The organism is Klebsiella sp. RIT-PI-d (assembly GCF_001187865.1).
Classification (GTDB): Bacteria; Pseudomonadota; Gammaproteobacteria; order Enterobacterales; family Enterobacteriaceae; genus Superficieibacter.
The window spans coordinates 97,247-115,705 of record NZ_LGIT01000009.1 but is presented as its reverse complement, the minus strand read 5'-3'; the positions used below and the strand labels follow the sequence as shown (position 1 = coordinate 115,705).

Annotated in this window: 19 protein-coding genes; 6 read left to right on the top strand and 13 right to left on the bottom strand. The window is 53.5% G+C overall.

Features of this window, described 5'->3' with window-relative positions; genetic code table 11:
• Positions 1-3 precede the first annotated feature (3 nt).
• Together sbcD and sbcC are read left to right on the top strand one after the other, a co-directional pair.
• Complete coding sequence (sbcD, locus tag AC791_RS07135; RefSeq protein ID WP_049839785.1) at positions 4-1,206, top strand: exonuclease subunit SbcD; 1,203 nt, start codon at positions 4-6, stop codon at positions 1,204-1,206.
• The gene (sbcC, locus tag AC791_RS07130; protein ID WP_049839784.1) at positions 1,203-4,346 is read left to right on the top strand and encodes an exonuclease subunit SbcC; all 3,144 of its coding nucleotides are present in this window, start codon (positions 1,203-1,205) and stop codon (positions 4,344-4,346) included. Before sbcD ends, sbcC begins: the two co-directional genes overlap by 4 nt.
• A gap of 61 nt (positions 4,347-4,407) precedes the next feature.
• On the opposite strand, the gene mak is transcribed toward sbcC, so the two are convergent.
• A complete protein-coding gene (gene mak / locus AC791_RS07125; RefSeq protein WP_049839783.1) occupies positions 4,408-5,313 on the bottom strand; it encodes a fructokinase in 906 nt (301 codons plus the stop codon).
• 125 nt (positions 5,314-5,438) lie between these two features.
• Between mak and rdgC the strand changes: the two genes are divergently transcribed.
• Complete coding sequence (gene rdgC / locus AC791_RS07120) at positions 5,439-6,350, top strand: recombination-associated protein RdgC (RefSeq protein WP_049841560.1); 912 nt, start codon at positions 5,439-5,441, stop codon at positions 6,348-6,350.
• A 54-nt stretch (positions 6,351-6,404) separates the two neighbouring features.
• Here the strand turns inward: rdgC and ppnP are convergent, their stop codons facing one another.
• From ppnP to AC791_RS07095, 5 genes are all read right to left on the bottom strand, one after another.
• Positions 6,405-6,689 carry a pyrimidine/purine nucleoside phosphorylase gene (gene ppnP, locus AC791_RS07115; RefSeq protein WP_049839782.1) on the bottom strand — a complete coding sequence of 95 codons (285 nt, stop codon included), beginning with the start codon at positions 6,687-6,689 and terminating at the stop codon, positions 6,405-6,407.
• Between the two features lie 76 nt (positions 6,690-6,765).
• Positions 6,766-7,443 carry an AroM family protein gene (locus tag AC791_RS07110; RefSeq protein ID WP_049839781.1) on the bottom strand — a complete coding sequence of 226 codons (678 nt, stop codon included), beginning with the start codon at positions 7,441-7,443 and terminating at the stop codon, positions 6,766-6,768.
• A gap of 244 nt (positions 7,444-7,687) precedes the next feature.
• Positions 7,688-7,879, bottom strand: coding sequence for a YaiA family protein (locus tag AC791_RS07105; RefSeq protein ID WP_049839780.1), 192 nt, complete (start codon positions 7,877-7,879; stop codon positions 7,688-7,690).
• 28 nt (positions 7,880-7,907) lie between these two features.
• Positions 7,908-8,450: a shikimate kinase AroL gene (gene aroL / locus AC791_RS07100; protein WP_049839779.1), complete on the bottom strand. Its 543-nt coding sequence runs from the start codon at positions 8,448-8,450 to the stop codon at positions 7,908-7,910.
• Between the two features lie 207 nt (positions 8,451-8,657).
• Positions 8,658-9,107, bottom strand: a complete 450-nt coding sequence (locus tag AC791_RS07095) for a YaiI/YqxD family protein (RefSeq protein ID WP_049839778.1) — start codon at positions 9,105-9,107, stop codon at positions 8,658-8,660.
• Between the two features lie 120 nt (positions 9,108-9,227).
• Between AC791_RS07095 and proC the strand changes: the two genes are divergently transcribed.
• Complete coding sequence (gene proC, locus AC791_RS07090) at positions 9,228-10,037, top strand: pyrroline-5-carboxylate reductase (protein WP_049839777.1); 810 nt, start codon at positions 9,228-9,230, stop codon at positions 10,035-10,037.
• A 39-nt stretch (positions 10,038-10,076) separates the two neighbouring features.
• Here the strand turns inward: proC and psiF are convergent, their stop codons facing one another.
• The 4 genes from psiF to AC791_RS07070 all read right to left on the bottom strand — a co-directional run bounded on the left by psiF (position 10,077) and on the right by AC791_RS07070 (position 14,016).
• Positions 10,077-10,397 (bottom strand): phosphate starvation-inducible protein PsiF, encoded by a 321-nt coding sequence (psiF, locus tag AC791_RS07085; protein ID WP_049839776.1) that lies wholly within the window; start codon positions 10,395-10,397, stop codon positions 10,077-10,079.
• Between the two features lie 90 nt (positions 10,398-10,487).
• Positions 10,488-11,903, bottom strand: coding sequence for an alkaline phosphatase (gene phoA, locus AC791_RS07080; RefSeq protein ID WP_049839775.1), 1,416 nt, complete (start codon positions 11,901-11,903; stop codon positions 10,488-10,490).
• 126 nt (positions 11,904-12,029) lie between these two features.
• Entirely contained in the window at positions 12,030-13,226 is a 1,197-nt protein-coding gene (locus AC791_RS07075) for a multidrug efflux MFS transporter (protein WP_049839774.1), read from the bottom strand.
• A gap of 106 nt (positions 13,227-13,332) precedes the next feature.
• A complete protein-coding gene (locus AC791_RS07070) occupies positions 13,333-14,016 on the bottom strand; it encodes an extensin family protein (RefSeq protein WP_049839773.1) in 684 nt (227 codons plus the stop codon).
• Between the two features lie 97 nt (positions 14,017-14,113).
• On the opposite strand from AC791_RS07070, the gene ddlA reads away from it, so the two are divergent.
• Positions 14,114-15,214 (top strand): D-alanine--D-alanine ligase, encoded by a 1,101-nt coding sequence (ddlA, locus tag AC791_RS07065; protein ID WP_049839772.1) that lies wholly within the window; start codon positions 14,114-14,116, stop codon positions 15,212-15,214.
• Here the strand turns inward: ddlA and AC791_RS07060 are convergent.
• Positions 15,211-15,432: a DUF2754 domain-containing protein gene (locus AC791_RS07060; RefSeq protein WP_049839771.1), complete on the bottom strand. Its 222-nt coding sequence runs from the start codon at positions 15,430-15,432 to the stop codon at positions 15,211-15,213. The genes ddlA and AC791_RS07060 overlap by 4 nt on opposite strands.
• A gap of 251 nt (positions 15,433-15,683) precedes the next feature.
• On the opposite strand from AC791_RS07060, the gene AC791_RS07055 reads away from it, so the two are divergent.
• Positions 15,684-15,986 (top strand): DUF2755 family protein, encoded by a 303-nt coding sequence (locus AC791_RS07055; RefSeq protein ID WP_049839770.1) that lies wholly within the window; start codon positions 15,684-15,686, stop codon positions 15,984-15,986.
• Here AC791_RS07055 and AC791_RS07050 read toward each other — a convergent pair.
• Together AC791_RS07050 and sbmA are read right to left on the bottom strand one after the other, a co-directional pair.
• Positions 15,983-17,080: a DUF1615 domain-containing protein gene (locus tag AC791_RS07050; RefSeq protein WP_049839769.1), complete on the bottom strand. Its 1,098-nt coding sequence runs from the start codon at positions 17,078-17,080 to the stop codon at positions 15,983-15,985. The genes AC791_RS07055 and AC791_RS07050 overlap by 4 nt on opposite strands.
• A gap of 18 nt (positions 17,081-17,098) precedes the next feature.
• Positions 17,099-18,319, bottom strand: a complete 1,221-nt coding sequence (sbmA, locus tag AC791_RS07045) for a peptide antibiotic transporter SbmA (RefSeq protein ID WP_049839768.1) — start codon at positions 18,317-18,319, stop codon at positions 17,099-17,101.
• Positions 18,320-18,459 lie beyond the last annotated feature (140 nt).

Below are 18,459 nucleotides of genomic sequence, written 5' to 3'. Positions count from 1 at the left end.
GACATGCGCATCATTCATACTTCAGACTGGCATCTCGGCCAGAATTTCTACAGTAAAAGCCGTGCCGCCGAGCATAAAGCTTTTCTTAGCTGGCTGCTGGATACAGCACAAACGCATCTGGTCGATACGATTATTGTGGCCGGCGATATTTTTGATACTGGCTCGCCGCCGAGCTACGCCCGCGAAATGTATTATCAGTTTGTGGTCGACTTGCAAAAAACTGGTTGCCATCTTGTGGTGCTGGCGGGAAACCATGATTCTGTCGCCACCCTGAATGAGTCACGCGATATTCTGGCGTTTCTTAATACCACGGTAATTGCCAGCGCAGGCCATGAACCGCAAATGCTTTTGCAGCGTGACGGCACGCCCGGCGCGGTATTCTGCCCGGTGCCCTTTTTACGTCCGCGCGATATGGTCATCAGCCAGGCGGGGCAGTCTGGTAGCCAGAAACAGCAGCGTTTACTCACGGCTATTACTGACTATTATCAGCAGCAGTATCAAAATGCCTGCGCGCTGCGAGGCGACCTGCGCCTTCCGATTATTGCCAGCGGTCACCTGACCACGGTTGGGGTGAGTAAAAGCGAGTCGGTGCGCGACATTTATATCGGCACCCTCGATGCGTTTCCGGCGCAAAACTTCCCGCCGGCGGACTATATCGCGCTGGGACATATTCACCGCGCGCAAAAAATTAACGGCAGCGAACATATTCGCTACTGTGGCTCCCCCATCTCCCTGAGCTTTGATGAGACGGGCAAACGCAAGAGCATTAATCTGGTCACCTTTGAGCAGGGAACCCTGGTCGAGGTAATGCCACTTGAGGTTCCGGTTACGCAGCCGCTGGCCGTTATCAAAGGGGATTTTGCAGGAATTACTGACCAGCTCATGCAGTGGCGCGATGCGCCTGCCACGCCAACCACCTGGCTGGATATTGAAATTACCAGTACCGAATATCTGCATGATATTCAGCGCCAAATCCAGACTCTGACGGCGGATTTACCCGTCGAGGTATTGTTAGTCCGCCGCAGTCGCGAGCATCGCCAGCGGATCCTGGAAGGCGAAGTGCGCGAAACGCTCAGCGAGCTCACGGTAGAGGACGTTTTTGAACGCCGCCTCGCCCAGGAAGATCTTAATGACGCTCAGCAAAAACGCCTGTTTACGCTTTTCGGTCAGACGCTGGAAACCCTGTCTGATGAGGATCAAGTATGAAAATTGTCAGCCTGCGCCTGAAAAACCTTAACTCCCTGAAAGGCGAATGGAAAATTGACTTTACCGCTGAGCCGTTCGCCAGCAACGGGCTGTTCGCCATTACCGGCCCCACCGGCGCCGGGAAAACGACCCTGCTGGATGCCATCTGTCTGGCGCTCTATCATGAAACGCCCCGCCTGAGTACGCTTTCACAGTCGCAGAACGATTTAATGACCCGTGATACCGCTGACTGCCTGGCGGAGGTCGAGTTTGAAGTGAAAGGCGAAGCTTATCGTGCCTTCTGGAGCCAGAATCGCGCACGAAATCAGCCTGGCGGTAATCTTCAGGCTCCGCGCGTGGAGCTGGCCCGCTGTGCAGACGGTAAAATTCTGGCTGATAAGGTGAAAGATAAGCTGGAACTGACCGCGACCCTGACCGGACTGGATTACGGCCGTTTTACCCGCTCAATGCTGCTTTCTCAGGGACAGTTTGCTGCTTTTTTAAATGCTAAACCGAAAGAGCGCGCCGAACTGCTGGAAGAACTGACCGGCACCGAGATCTATGGTCAGATCTCGGCTATGGTATTTGAAAAACATAAACTTGCCCGCATCGAGCTGGAAAAATACCAGGCGCAGGCGGCCGGTGTGGCGCTGCTCGATCGCGAGCAACATCAGGCCCTGGAGCAAGGTTTGCAGGTGCTTACTGACGAGGAGCGTCAGCAGCTAAGCCTGCAGGCTCAAAAGCAAAATCACCTGCACTGGTTAACGCGTCAGCAGGAGCTGCATGCAGAGCATTTACGTACGGCGGCCGCACGAGATCAGGCGCAGCAGGCGCTGGAGCAGGCGCAACCGCAGCTTAAGAAGCTGACGCTGGCCCAGCCTGCGGAGCAGCTGCGTCCCTTATGGATCCGCTGCCAGGAGCAGCAGGTTGCCGTGGCGCAAACCCAGCAGCAAGCGCAGGAAGTGAATACTCGCTTACAGAGTGTATTGATCCGACGCGCCCACCTGCGGGCCAGCGCCGAACAACGGCATACTGCGCTGCATATGACGCAGAAAACGCTGACTGACTGGCTACAGCAGCACGATCGTTATCGCGTCTGGCAGAGCGAACTGGCCGGCTGGCGTCACGCGTTCAGCCAACAGGCACGCGATAACGCCCAGCTGCGGCAAAAGCAGCAGCAGCTCATGGGTTATCAACAACAGCTGGCTGCACTACCGACGGTGGAACTCACTCTGAGCCCGGCGGAGGTTAGCGAAGCGCTTGCGCGTTTTACCCAGCAACGTCCGCTACGTCAGCGGCTGGGCGCCGTACATAGCCGCCTGATACCGCTACGTCATCGCCTCGCGCAGCTTCGAACAGCGGTTGAGACGGCACAAACGGAACATACCCGACTGACCCACTCGCTTACGCACCTGCGCCAGCGTTATAAAGATAAAGATCAGCTGCGGGCCGACGTGAAAACGATCTGCCAGCAGGAAGCGCTGATTAACGATCTGCAAAGTCAGCGTGCACATTTACAGTCCGGGCAGCCGTGCCCGCTGTGCGGCTCCACCGCCCACCCCGCCGTCGAGCAATACCGTACGCTTGAACTCAGTGTCAATCAGGCGCGTCTCGACGAACTGGAAAAAGAGGTCAGGGTGCTGGCTGATGAAGGCGGCAAAATTCGCGGTCAGGCGGACGCTATTCTGGTTCAGCAGCAACGCGATGAAGGCGAGATCAAGACGCTTGCTCAGGAGGAGCTAACGCTGATTGAGGAGTGGCAAACGCTCGGCGCAACGTTGCATATCGCGCTCCAGCCCCATGACGATATTGCACCGTGGCAGGATGAGCAGGCGCGGTACGAGCAGCAGCTTCATCAGCTCATCCAGCGCCAGCATCTGGAAAATCAGATCGCAGAGAGTCATCAGCAGGTTAGCGAGTTTGAGCACTATCTTACCGCCCAGCGTACCACGCTTGCTAACGCGTTGCAGACGCTGGCGCTGGACTGGCCTGCCGAAGGTGGGGAATCAGCCTGGCTGGCAGCACGCGAGGAGGAGGCGAGCACATGGCAGACCCGTCAGGCGGAGCTGACGTCGTGCCAGGAGGCGCTGGCGCAGCTTGTGCCGCTGCTCGACACCCTGCCGCAAACGGATGCCCCAGTGACGGATGGGCGGGTCCCGCTGGAAGGCTGGCGCACGGCGCATGATGACTGCGTTAAGCTGGAGAGCCAGTGGCACACTTTACAGCAGCAGGAAACGCTGGAAGTTTCGCGTCTGCAGCAGGCGCAAAAGCACTTTGATACCGCGCTCAGTGCCAGCCAGTTTACCGACAGCGCAGCGTTCCAGACCGCGTTGCTGGATGAACCGGTGCGTCGCCAGCTGGAGTCGTTGAAGCAAACGCTTGAGAATCAGCTTCAGCAGTGTCAGACCCTGGCGACGCAGGCGCAAAGCCAGCTTCAGGCGCATCAACAGCTGCTTCCCGCAGGGCTATCAGCGACACAAGATCCCGGGCAAATTCGGATAACGCTGGATCAGATTAATCAGCAACTTCGTGAAACTGGATTGCGTCTGGGTGAGATCCGCCAGCAACTGAAACAGGATGCGGATAACCGCCAGCATCAGCAGACATTACTGCAGCACATTGAACAAGCAGCCGGGGAAGTGGAAGACTGGAGCCTGCTTAACGGCCTGATTGGCTCTCGCGAGGGGGATAAGTTCCGTAAATTCGCCCAGGGCCTGACGCTCGATAATCTCGTCTGGCTGGCGAATAAGCAGCTTACCCGTCTTCACGGGCGCTATTTATTAAAGCGCAAAGTGAGCGATACGCTGGAGCTTGAAGTGGTGGATACCTGGCAGGCCGATGCCGAGCGCGATACGCGCACGCTTTCCGGCGGGGAAAGCTTCCTCGTCAGTCTGGCACTGGCGCTGGCGCTTTCTGATTTGGTCAGCCATAAAACCCGCATCGATTCACTGTTCCTCGACGAAGGATTCGGCACTCTCGACAGTGAAACGCTGGATGCCGCGCTGGATGCGCTTGACGCCCTGAATGCCACCGGAAAAACCATTGGCGTTATCAGCCACGTAGAGGCTATGAAAGAACGTATTCCGGTGCAGATCAAGGTGAAAAAGGTGAACGGTCTGGGCTACAGCAAGCTGGATAAATCCTTTGCAGTAAGGGAGTAGTCTTTTACAGGCCGGGCAGGCGCAGTCGCCACCCGGCATCGCAGGGTTCGAGGCTTTGGCCCTACTGCGGCCAAAGCCAGGCGGCACCCCGCACACCGCTGGAATCACCGTGAACAGCCTTGCGGACTGGCGTCTCACACTCGCCGCCAAACACCCAGTTTTTAATGAGCGGCGGTATCGTTTTATAAAGCCTGTCGGTATTGCTCATCCCGCCCCCGAGCACGATAACGTCGGGATCAAGAATATTGATCACCTGTCCCAGCGATTTGGCCAGCCGAAGCTCGTAGCGGCTGAGCGCTAACTCCGCCAGCGGGTCCTGCGCCTCAACCAGCTGCATGATCTCGCTGCCTTTCAGGGAGCGACCGCTTAAGCGCTGATAATCCGTAGCAAAGCCGGTACCGGAAATAAAAGTTTCGATACAGCCCTGTTTGCCGCAATAGCAGGGAACCTCAGCGCGATAGCGCAATTCATCTTCGTCCATCCACGGCAGCGGATTATGCCCCCATTCGCCTGCGGTGCCATTACTGCCAGCGTGCGCCCGACCGTTTAATGCCACACCCGCGCCGCAGCCGGTCCCGATAATCACCGCAAATACGGTTTGCGCCCCTGCCGCCGCGCCGTCTACGGCCTCTGACACTGCCAGACAGTTAGCGTCGTTGGCTATTCTGACATCCCGCGCCAGGCGGATACGCAGATCGCGATCGAAAGGCTGACCGTTCAGCCAGGTTGAGTTGGCGTTTTTCACCCGCCCGCTAAACGACGAAATCGATCCCGGAATTCCCACCCCCACCGTTCCCTTTGTACCGATACTTTCTTCCGCCAGCGCAACCAGCGTGGCGATGGTTTCAATCGTCTGAACATAATCATTGGCAGGCGTCGGTAAACGGTGACGAAATAACTGCTCTCCGTCGTCCGCCAGCGCGATAACTTCTGTTTTGGTGCCGCCCAAATCGATCCCTATCCGCATACCTCTATCCTCAATTGTGCCTAATATCAAAAGCGTAAAACTGTCTGCCCGGATTAGCAATGCAAGCCAGCCGACAATTCGTTATCATGCCGGCTGGATTTAACGACAATGCCGTGGAAATTATCATGCTGTGGTTCAAAAATTTAATGGTTTACCGTCTAAGCCGCGACATCTCATTTCGGGTCGAAGAGATGGAAAAGCAGTTAGCCGAACTGTCGTTTACGCCCTGTGGAAGCCAGGATATGGCAAAAACCGGCTGGGTACCGCCGATGGGCTCACAGAGCGATGCATTCACGCATGAAGTGAATGGACAAATCGTTATCTGCGCGCGCAAAGAGGAAAAAATCCTCCCTTCTCCGGTAGTGAAACAGGCGCTGGAAGCCAAAATTTCGAAGCTTGAAGCCGATCAGGGCCGTAAGCTGAAAAAAACAGAAAAAGATTCCCTGAAGGATGAAGTGCTGCACTCCCTGCTGCCGCGGGCTTTCAGCCGTTTTAACCAGACCATGATGTGGATTGATACGGTTAACGATCTGATTATGGTGGACTGTGCCAGTGCTAAAAAAGCGGAAGACACACTGGCATTACTGCGTAAAAGCCTCGGCTCGCTGCCGGTTGTGCCGCTGGCGCTGGAGACGCCTGTTGAGCTGACGCTGACAGAATGGGTTCGCTCCGGCACCGTTGCCCAGGGTTTCCAGCTGCTGGACGAAGCCGAGCTGAAAGCAATATTAGAAGACGGCGGCGTGATCCGGGCGAAGAAACAGGATCTGGTCAGCGATGAGATCGCAGTCCATATCGAAGCGGGAAAAGTGGTGACTAAGCTGGCCCTCGACTGGCAGCAGCGGATCCAGTTTATGATTTGCGAAGACGGTTCAATCAAGCGCCTGAAATTTGCCGATGAGCTGCGCGATCAGAACGATGATATCGAGCGCGAGAACGTGGCTCAGCGTTTTGATGCCGACTTTACGCTGATGACCGGCGAGCTTGCCGCGCTGATTAAAGGTCTGGTAGAAGGATTAGGCGGAGAAGCCCGGCGCTAAGCGTTGATCCTGACAGATGACAATAACTCCCCCGCGGTACGAGGGGAGTTAATATTACAGGTAGCGGCAAAGATAGGATGTCGGTTCAGCGACCTGCAAATGGAATTCACTGTGGCCCGGCACGTTAAAAACCTGCCCGGCAGAATAGACGTTCCATTCCGTTTCCCCCGGGAGCAGTACGTTCAGTGCGCCGCTCACCACCGTCATTTCTTCCGCTGTCGCCGTGCTAAAGGTATATTCGCCTTCGGCCATGACACCTACGCTGGCACGGCCAGTACTGCTGCTGGTAAAACCAATAGACTTCACTTTTCCTGAAAAGTATTCATTACTCTGAAGCATAGCTGACCCTGTTTAAGCAATTGATGATTAAACAATATAGGGTGCAAACTCTCTCACTGTCACGCGAAATTATGGCTCATACCAGCAGTTCGGACGCCAGACGGGCAATCAGCGCATTAGAAAGCAATACCGGTACGTCGAGGGTTTTTTGCAGCAAATCACGATGACGCTGGTAAAAGCCCAGGCAGTCGAGCATTAACACATCGGCGCCGCGGTTAATCAGCTCGCGTCCGGCCTCAACTAACTCTTCATCAGAGGCATACAGCGGGTGTGCCAGCGCGTAAAGCGGTGGGTTTTCCAGCACCTGCCATTTTATTTTCTGGGCATGAATCAGTTCTTCCATAGGCACAATAACGCCAACCTGATGACCGTCAACAATAGAAGCAACCAGCGGGGGAATAATACGCAGCGGTTCAAGAAGAAGCGTGTTACGCGCTTTCATACCGATAAGCTGTGCGGTACTCATCAGGATAATAACGTCATAGTGCTGGGTATCCAGCACATTGATGATCGCCTGCAAATCGCGTTCGACTTTAGCGCGTGAGACTTCTGCGGGCTGTAGATCGCTTAGCATGGTGAGCAGTACATCATCGCCAGGCTCCACGGCATACTCTTCCATGACATCTTCCCGCGACATTTTACCCAGCAGACTGATATGGGTAATTTTATCTTCACTGATATGTTCGGTCAGTAGCGGCAATACTTCACGAATTGGCACAACGCCAATCGTTAACATCGCCAAAGTCGCACTCATGTCGGTCACCTTATTAACTGCCTTTACAACGAAATAAATACGGCCCTGCTGTATACATATGCATGCGATGGATAAACGCTCAGCAGCACACCGCAGATGAGCGTTTAAAAGAGCATACAAATTCCAGAATATGACCGTTAAGTTGATACTAATTGTTAGTTAACTTTTTCAACAGGTAAAAGATGTGATTCATATCCAGTTAATGGTGCTTTAGGAATATATTGAGGTCGCCAGAATTGCTGACTCAGGATTTGTCAGGATCTTCATAGCGCCGCTGAGCATCCAGAGCTTCCTGCTCGGTATCATGCTCACTGATCAGCGCATCCGGTTCCGGGTGATCGGCCCGCAGTTGATACCAGGTCACTTTGGGATGATCGGCCCCTTTCTCAACCGGCACGATACGGGACTTACGCGGGTACGGAGGGTTGGTCGGCATAGGTATTCCTCATTATTCGTTGTCAGAACTATGAGTATAGACGTAGCCTGTCAGACGCGGGGAGCATAAGCGCGGCCAGCACGTCAGTAATGATATTTTCAAGCGGCTGAGCGGCATCGACAATACAATGCGCCGTTTCACAGTACAGAGCTTCACGCTCTGCCAGCACCTCGCGGATCTCCTCCTCAAGCGGCTTAGCCGTTAACGCCGGGCGCTGTCCCTCTTCAGGAAACGCTTCAAGCCGCGCCGTAAGCACGTGCACCGGCGCACGCAAATAGATAACCAGACCGGCATCGCGCATGAAATGACGATTAATTCCGGCCAGCACCATTCCCCCGCCGGTGGCGATCACCGTTGATGGCGCAGTCACGGCTTGCAGCGCCTGGGTTTCACGCGCCCGGAAACCTTCCCAGCCCTCATTGGCGACGATCCCCGCGACGTCCATTTGCGCCCGTTGCTGAAGCCAGTGGTCGGTATCAACAAAATGCCAGTTTTGCTCTTGTGCCAGCGCCTGACCCACGGTGGTTTTACCGCAGCCGCGGGGGCCAATAAAGAAAACGGGTTGCGTCATAAGATGGAATTCTCCCGGATACTGCGAGGCAATGATAAGGTGACCAAAGAACTGTACATACTATCAAACTAGTACAAAAATGGCGTGTAAATTTTTTATTACAATTTTGTTCTGACCACCTGAAACTAAGGGGTTATCGCAGATGCCCGTCGTAAAGGTGTAAACATATTATTGCATAATGTGTCCAACAAGGTCATCCCATCCCAATTATTTTGACCGCTGGAGCAGCCATTTATCCAGCTCGGCAGCAAAACGCTGGCGATCGCGCTGCGATAAACTGTCCGGCCCGCCGGTCTGGATCCCGCTGGCCCGCATCGTGTCCATAAAATCACGCATGTTTAGCCTTTCGCGAATGGTCGCCTCGGTGTAGCGTTCTCCACGAGGGTTTAACGCTGCTGCGCCTTTTTCAATAACGTCAGCCGCCAGCGGAATATCGGCGGTGATCACTAAATCTCCCGGCGCGCACAGGCGTACGATTTCGTTATCGGCGACGTCGAAACCGCTCTCTACGCGCAACGTGCGGATCACCCGGGACGGTGGCGTGCGAAGCGTCTGATTAGCCACCAGCGTCAGCATGGTTTGTGTACGCTCGGCGGCGCGAAATAAAATCTCTTTAATTACATTTGGACATGCGTCCGCATCAACCCAGATAGCCATTCTGTCTCCTGTACAGATTGTTTCATCGCGCAGCCTGGCAGTAATGCTCAGGAAGCGTCGCCCTGAAGGATAATCCGCGTTAAGATTATCGCCCAGACAAATTATACGCGGAGACGGGTGATGGAGAAAAAAATTGGGTTTATCGGCTGCGGGAATATGGGTAAAGCGATCCTCGGAGGGCTTATCGCCAGCGGTCAGATGCAGCCGGATCATATCTGGGTCTATACCCCTTCGCCTGCTAACGTTGCTGCCCTGCGCGAACAGTACGGCGTGCATGGCGCAGAAAGCGCACAGGAAGTGGCCCAGGCAGCGGACATCGTATTTAGCGCGGTAAAACCGGCTATCACCGTTAAAACGCTGAATGATATTGCCTCCAGCTTCAACAAAGATTCGTTGGTCATTTCCATTGCAGCGGGCGTTACGCTGGCACAACTGGCAACGGCCCTCGGTCACGACCGCAAAATTATTCGCGCCATGCCAAATACCCCCTCGCTGGTCAATGCGGGTATGACATCGTTAACGCCAAATGCTCTGGTTAATGATGCAGAGATCGACGAAGCGCTGGCCATTTTCCGCAGTTTCGGTGAGGCGGAGGTGGTTGCTGAGTCCATTATTCATCCGGTGGTCGGCGTTAGCGGATCGGCACCGGCTTATGTGTTTATGTTTATTGAAGCGATGGCTGACGCCGCGGTTAAAGGTGGAATGCCGCGCCAGCAGGCATATAAATTTGCCGCGCAGGCGGTGATGGGTTCGGCGAAAATGGTACTGGAAACCGGGAAACACCCGGGCGAACTGAAAGATATGGTGTGCTCCCCCGGCGGCACCACGATTGAAGCCGTTCGCGTATTAGAAGAAAGAGGATTTCGTGCAGCGGTCATTGAAGCAATGACAAGCTGTATGGAGAAGTCTGAGCAGCTTAGCCGCACCTGAGGATAAGTGGGTAAGGCAGCACGGCCTTACCCGCTATGTTTACGCCGTTTTTTTCAGGCAGCCGCTCATAAATTTGCTGCGATCCTCACCTTTGAGCGACTGTTGCGTCGCCTGAGAGCTACAATCACGCATTTTTAACTGTTGTGGCGTCAGCCCTTTCCCGTCGTTGGTATTCTTCTCGTTTTTCAGGCAGTCGCGCATAAAACTTTTGCGCTCATCCCCTTTCAGCGTTTTCGCCGTCGCCTGTTCATTACAGGTGGTCATGCGTTGCTGCTGAGGCGTGAGTGTCTTTTCAGCCGCGCCAACCGTTGAAAGAATAACCATGCCAAAGATCAGGGTAACCAGAAATATTATTTTCATTATGTCGTCCTTTAGTAAGTTGCTCATCCTAAGTCTGGTCACTGCCGCTGAAAAAACCACCCACCATGACAAATTTCATGAGGCCACGCGCTATTTCAGGCCGAGCGCGGACTTCATGGTGTAGAACAGATCGGTCTGATCGGTCAGGCCAACAACATTCGCCGCGTGCGGGCCAAAAGCGGCAATACGCAGCTGCGCGCCGGTGTGTTCCATCGACTCTTCTTCCGAGTTGCCGTAGGTCATTGCCATTACCGCGCCGTCTTTGGTATTCAGCGCCTGAGAAAGACCGGGCGCTTTGGTGTCGGTGGCGACGATCTGGCTGGCATGAGCGTGATCGGCCGTGACGATAACCAGCGTATTTCCGTCTTTTTTGGCAAATTCCAGCGCCTTTTGCACAGCCTCATCCAGATCGACAGTTTCCCCGATTTGCCCGCAAGGATTGGCGGCATGATCCTGCTTATCAATTGACGCGCCTTCTACCTGTAAAAAGAATCCTTTTTCATTGTGGCTCAATAATTCGATAGCCTTGCTGGTCATCTGAGCCAGCGTTGGATAACTGGTATTGCGCTCGGGATTCGGTGCGCAGGTCACTACCGGCTGGTCCAGATTACCATGCAGGGTGGCTTTAGGCCCCAGCCAGCGAACCGGCATGTTGCCTGCGGAAAACAACCCCAGCAGCGGTTGATGTTGATTAGCGGCAGTAATGGCATCAAGAGAAGAAGCATCAAATACCAGTTGATATCCCCGTACCTGAGCCTGTTCAAACAGGCTTTTTCCCTGCCATTCTCCGGCGGTGGCGACATCGGTAAAGGTCGTTGCCCCACCGCCCAGGGTGACATCAGGGCGCGTATTCAACAGCTGTTCGGCAATCGATCCTTTGCCCCCTTTTTCCAGCGCGTTGACGGGACAAAGGGTGGTGGTCAGACTGGGGCCGTAACATTTACGTGAGGTCACATGAGACATCATGGCCGCCGGGGTGGCGTCTTCCAGCTCTGCCGTTGACACATTACCGGTTGCCAGCCCGGCAACTTTGGCCATTTCCAGCAGGGTGGGACGATCTTTTTCGTGAATATCCACGCCCAGGGCACCGTTATAAGTTTTTACCCCGGAGCTCCATGCGGTCGCCGACGCGGCTGAATCGGTGACATAATTCGGTTTGCCGGTTTTTTTATCCAGCGCGTAGTGCGTGTATTGCCCGGTTAATGGCAATGCATCAATTCCTTTAAAATAACCGCCTGCGCCTTCTGCATAATTTCGCGCTGCCGTGATTTCTGAATCGCCCATTCCATCGCCAATAAGCAGAATAATATTTTTCGCCGGTTTATTATTTAAGGATGCCCGTATCGCCGCGGTCTGATCTTCACTGAGACGTCTGGCTCCGCCGGGTAACGTGATATCGCCCTCTGCACCACGATTATCGAGTACCGGCAACGATGGCGCTTGCGCCCATGAAAACGTGGCGCTTAACAGCGGAATTAATGCAATAAAAATAGCGGAATGCTTCACTTATACAGTCTCCATGAGAAATAAATAAAACACGGAGACTCTATAAATCTGAAATGACGAAACGATGACAATATGCGCTTTTATGATTAACGCCTGAATTCGGGTATAGCGGCGCTATAACGTTGCTTAGTGAGTTTGCCGGGTACGGCGCAGCATGATCAGCAACTGCCAGAGGTTAATCAGCACCACAATAGCCGTGGCAACAAATACCCAGCGAAACCCTGCCACCGCGGAGACTGACGCGCCAATCAGCGGACCAGCAACATTTCCCAGGTACATAAATGACTGGTTGTAACCAAAAATACGTCCGGTGACCCGATCGCTACAGTATTTGAGCAGTAGCGTCTGAACTGCCGGCAGCATTGCGCCGTCAGCGAAACCGAGCATAAAGCGCAGTATTCCCAGTTGAAGCGGCGAGGTAACAAATGACATCGCGAAAAAGAGGATCACGGCGCAGCATAACGTCGCCACCAGAATACGTGCGGTGCCGATCCGATCGCCGAGCTTGCCGAGCCGTGGCGCAGAGATTAGCGCAGAGACGCCGGGTACGGAGGCAATCATCCCGCTTAAGAATGCGATGTTATTACTGTCAGGGCACATGGATTTAATAAACAGCGTCAGGATGGGGCCAATCGATCCATTACAGAGCTGAATCACCATGGTAGTGACAAATAAACTGATCACCAGTCCCGGATAGGGCAAGCTGGCAAACACCGCTTTGCCTGAGAGCCGATCGGCTTTACTCACCTGCGGCCTGACGCCCTCTTTAATCAGAAAAAGAGTGACCAGAAAACTGATAGTTAGCAGGATAGCGGTAATAAAAAAGACGGCCCGCAGGCCAACGTGATCCGCCAGAAACCCGCCGAGCAGCGGTCCACCAATGACACCGCTGATTTGTGCTGTGGATAATGTGCTCAACGCCCAGCCGCTGCGTTCGCGCGGCACCTGCGAGGCTACCAGCGCCATCGCATTGGGAATATAACCGGAAGTCAGCCCCATAATTGCACGCAGAATAAAGAGCTGCCAGACGTTAGTCGCGAACGCCTGAAGTAAAATGGCAATAGCCATCCCGAGAGAGGCGCGCAGCAGCATGAGCTTTCGGCCTTTACGATCGGCGAGGCTGCCCCACATCGGGGAAACAATCGCCGAGACCAGGAACGTTACGCTGAAGGTCAGCCCGGACCACAGAGAAAGCGCTTCATGGGAGGTCACGCCCAGCTGTGAGACATAAAGCGGCAGAAAGGGCAAAATTTGACTGATAGCCAGCCCGGTAAAAAAGCAGCCGAACCAGACAGAAATAAGATTAACCTTCCAGGATTCCATAAGCGTATATCGTAATTAAGTTTTTACTCAAGGACGATATTCTATCGGCTTGCGATGCTGCTGTCGGAACCAGAGATGCGCTTTATGCTTTTTCATTTATTATTTATTACCGACACAGCCCATAACCACGCATTCCCAGGTGAAAATGATTCGCATGGGCAGCGTTATATTCAGGGCCAAGTCCATTGCCGTAATAATGGCAGCTACTGGAAAGCAGCGCGCGTAAGAATGGCTGCGTTTGTGCATTGGGCCATCCTTTTAGCACCGTTACACGCTGGCCGCTGGCAAACCGAAAGCCGCTGACGTCCAGCGCTTCTGCGGTAGCGTGCTCACTTAAACGGGCATTTTCACGATGGTAAATATTTCGGCAGGCATAACTGCCAAAGTGATCGATCTGCCTGAGAGCGCTGCCGATCAACTGCTGCGCAAGCGGCTTTGCCTGCTGCTCAACAAATAGCGCACTGCTTAACGCCAGCGGGCAGCTGGCGAGAAAACTGCTGCTGAGTTTAACCTCACCAAAATCACGCACCCGCACCACATTGTTCAATGGACAGTTTCCTGCGCTATCGGCCACTTTCTGACTGGTGATCAGACCGCGTTGATTCGCCTGTACTAACAGTGCCTGACATTCGGCATCTGAAAGCCGGCGTAATTTCATCTGCGCAATCCGTCCCGGAGGATCGGTCAATTGCAGCGGGGCAAACGGATTATAGTATGAGGGCAAGTGGCGGTATCCCCATCCCGCGGCCCCGGCGATCAATGCGAAGACGATCAGACCTTTTGCTTTCACGCCACCTCCTTTATCGATTTCCTTAAGATTATGGCAGAAGGGCTGATTTTGACGTGATATGTTATGTGTTTTACGTTGACCAGAGATCAATATTGAGATGGCAAAGTTGCGGGTAGGTGTCGTTTTTGGTGGGAAATCAGCAGAGCATGAAGTCTCGTTGCAATCAGCAAAAAATATCGTTGAGGCAATGGATAAATCAAAATTTGAGGTCGTCCTTATCGGAATTGATAAACGTGGCGGCTGGCATATTCACGATCAAAGCCATTATTTACTGAATGCGCACGATCCCGCGCATATTACACTCGCGCCATCGACGTCGACTCTCGCGCATATTCCCGGTAAGCAGACGGCGCAATTTATTGATATCGCTAACGGGCAACTGTCGGCGCATATTGACGTTATTTTCCCGATTGTCCACGGCACGATGGGCGAAGATGGATCTTTACAAGGTCTGCTGCGGATCGCGAATCTGCCTTTTGTCGGCTCTGACGTACTCAGTTCCGCAGCCTGCATGGATAAAGACGTGACCAAGCGTTTGTTACGGGATGACGGGCTGGCGATTGCGCCTTTTGTCACTCTCACGCACGTTAATCGCCACGCCACGACCTTCGCCGGGCTTGAAGCGCAGTTTGGCCTGCCGCTGTTTGTTAAACCGGCGAACCAGGGATCGTCCGTAGGCGTCAGTAAAGTCACCACTGAAGCGCAATACCAGCAGGCCGTCGAGCTGGCATTCGAATTCGATCGCAAAGTGATTGTTGAGCAGGGCATTAAGGGGCGCGAAATTGAATGCGCCGTACTGGGCAACGATTATCCTGAAGCCAGCACCTGCGGCGAGGTCGTGCTCAACAGCGATTTTTACGCGTACGATACCAAATATATTGATGATGGCGGCGCACAGGTGGTGGTGCCTGCGGCCATTGAAGCATCAGTTAACGATCGCATCCGCAAAGTCGCTATTCAGGCTTATCAGGCACTAGGATGCAGCGGCATGGCCCGGGTAGATGTTTTCCTCACCGAAGAAAACAAGGTTATTATTAACGAAATTAATACCCTGCCCGGCTTCACCAATATCAGTATGTATCCCAAGCTGTGGCAGGCCAGCGGTTTGAGCTACTCAGCACTTATAACGCGTTTAATTGAACTGGCTCTGGAGCGCTACCGCGCCAGCAGCCAGTTGAAAAGCACCCTAAGCGACTAATCTGGTCGGTCCGCCGCCTCTTCGTCTTCGGGGCGGCGGCGAATAATAAATCCTGCCAGCCAGAAGCAAATCACCCACGTGACCAGGCCTACAGCATATGTTTGCCAGCCCTTTGCCTCAAATCCCAATAGACCTATAACGCCATTTAAAATAAAGATCAGGCCAATCGCCACCGCATAGTAATGCCAGTCACGACGGATTTTTACGGGCAGATTCATCACAACTCCGACAGAAGAAAAAAAGCATCCTCGCATATTTTTATCCGGTCGTCTGTGGCGGGTACGGAAATTCTTAAAAAGAGGCTTGGTTACAATTAAGTTAATAATTTGTGACATAACACTAACTTATACAACCAGGAGAATTCCAGCGCTGAATTTATCATGAATCTTATATTGACAACGGAAATGACCTGTCACACTAAGCATCAGTACGGGCATGAAGTTTTAACGAATGCGTCCGGGAGGTTGGTATGTCAGAGTTCACCTTTTCCAGATCTATGTCAGACAGGAAAAAAAAGGATCGGTCTACCCCAGGGAATATTGCTTATGCGCTATTTGTGCTGCTGTGCTTTTGGGTCGGTGCGCAGATCCTTAATCTTGTGGTTCATGCGCCGGGAATGTACGAGCAGTTAATGCAGATTCAGGATACGGGCCGCCCACATGTTGAAATGGGGCTGGCCGTGGGTACCCTCTTTGGGCTGGTACCCTTCCTGATAGGCTGTATGATCCTGGGCGTCGTAGCCCTGTTGCTGCGGTGGCGTCACTATGTTTAATTCTGCGCCATGCATCTGGCCCGTCGATCATCGACGCGTTTTGCGAACCATGCGGTCGTAAGATTGCGCGTGATCTTCGGGCTTTCAAGCTGAATACCCGGCAATAACTCTCTCGGTAATGCCTGCCCACTTTTCTTGTCTGCCAGTTTAAACACGCCGCTATAAAGCGCTGTTTTCTCGAAATCAAGCGAATCGCCCTTTTCCAGCTGACGGCGGATCTCGCTATCACTCATATCAAGCTGATTGGCCAGCTCTCTTACGGCAAGCTCCGTTTTACCCGCCTCACGGCTGTCGTAGCGGATCAGATCGCCGTCCAGCGCCAGTTTAGTGCCGCTGGCTTTGCTGACCGCATTCTGGAATGCGGCATTGCGGCTGGCATACCATCCGGCGTTAAAATCGGCAAAGCGATAAAGCGGCGCAGAGTAGCTGGTCGGATAGTTCAACAGGTGATACGTGCCGAACCACAGCCCGCCGCGAAGGGTAAACACTTCCTGACGCACGGTACCGCTCATTTCCCATGGATAACCACGGGTATGGGCTTCGGCAAAAGCAATGCTCACCTGCATTGGTCCGCCGGTATGGACCGGATTAAAAGAGCCAAAGAGCTGCTGTCCGAGTGGCACGGTGTTAATTAAGTCATCAAAAAGAGCGCTGAGCTGCTTCTCGGTTTTGACTGAATCAAGCCGATCGCTGTAACTTTTCCCGTCAGGCGATTTTATTTTCAGCGCGGTATGCACCAGCAGAGCCGGAATATGCAGCTTTGCCGCCCGACGTTCAATCTCCTGCCAGGCAATTTTATTCAGGCCGGGCACCGACGGGTCAGCCTGATAGTTTGACTCCTGTTGGGCCACAGCAAGCACTGAGCAGACATTTTCTTTTGTTGGGGCCAGCTTCTGACTCTCAAACGTACGGGCAATGATAAGCGCCCACTCCTCACGATTTTTAACGCTGGCAGGCATTTTTTGCCGCACCATACTGGCAACGTCGACGGCCTTTTCCCCTTTTTTTAGCGGCGCTTTTTCTGTGCTACACCCTGCCAGAATCAGCGCAGCGCAAACGGCCAGTGTGGCAGAGCGAAAGTGTGGTGCGGTCATGTTTCATCATCCCTTTGGTTAAACCCAGACGTTAGCAGCCTCCTCCACGTCTGGCCGATCCAGTTCGCGTTCGAAACTGCGCAGACGTTTATAAATGGACATCAGCTCTACCAGAGTAGGCCATGAATTGATGAGATACTGAAAGGATTCGCGTACCTGCCCAAATACGTCAAGGATCTGACGCATCAGGCCCAGCGTTACTGTACCGGCAACGATAGACGGAAACAGCAGGAACAAGCCGAAAACGTTGTCAACCTGCAGGTACAAAATGCGCGCAATATTAAAATACATATAGTGAAAGTACAGGCGGAAATAGTTGTGACGCACTGCGGAAAACAGCGCGCGAAGCGTCGGGGGGGCAGCGCGGCTGGGATCGTCTTCGCCATAGACCAGCTCTTTACGATAGGCTGCCTCGACCCGCTGATTTTTAAATTCCAGTCCGGGAAGTTTTATCCCCACTACCGCCAGTAATCCGGTCCCCAATAATGCCCATACGATCCCGGCGATAACCAGGCCATAATGCAGATGACCGATAACCGGCAGATCAGGAACATGTGCCGACAGCGCGACCAGCACCGGTAAGAAGGCGATAAGGGTGACGATAGCATTCAGGAAACTCACGCCCATATCTTCCAGCGTCGATGAAAAGCGCATCGTGTCTTCCTGCACACGCTGAGCCGCACCTTCAATATGCCGCAACGTTGGCCAGAACTCGGTGTAGTACTCATTCATGGCACTGCGCCAGCGGAACACATAGTGGCTGACGAAAAAATTATTTAATACCCCGATCACCACCGCTATCAGCGCAATGCCCAGGAAGGTCATAATGCCGTGGTAAAACTGCTCAATATTGACTGAGTTCGGCTTACTCAGCGCTTTCTGGATAAGATCGTAAAATGGACCATACCAGGCGTTAACGGCCACGCCGACTTCCACCAGAAACCAGGTGACAAAAATAATTAACGCTGTCCCCCAGACGGACCAGCGCTGCCAGCGGTGCGGGCTATAACATTGCCAGACGAGGGCAAACAGCGCGACGCAAACCGCATAATAAGCATAAAATACCAGATAGTCGGGCGACCAGAATCTGGCTGCGCTAATGGGGGCCGCTGCGGTGGCAGAAAAAAAGCGCAGCAGCCAGGCTCCCCCTTCAATCTGCCAAAAAAGAACGGCAGCCAGCCCCCAAAGCAGTGCCGACAGAAAAAACGGCCCCGGTTTTGGGAAAAAAGATTTAAACATGTTTGCTCCCAGGTCTCTCTTATTGTGCCAGTTCAGACGGCTTACCCCCTCGTAAAGTGGCGCCGCATCATCCGCGAAATGAGACCTGAAGGGTAGTGGTTAGTTCTCTGACAAGGCGTGAGTAATTGTATCGGCGGGTT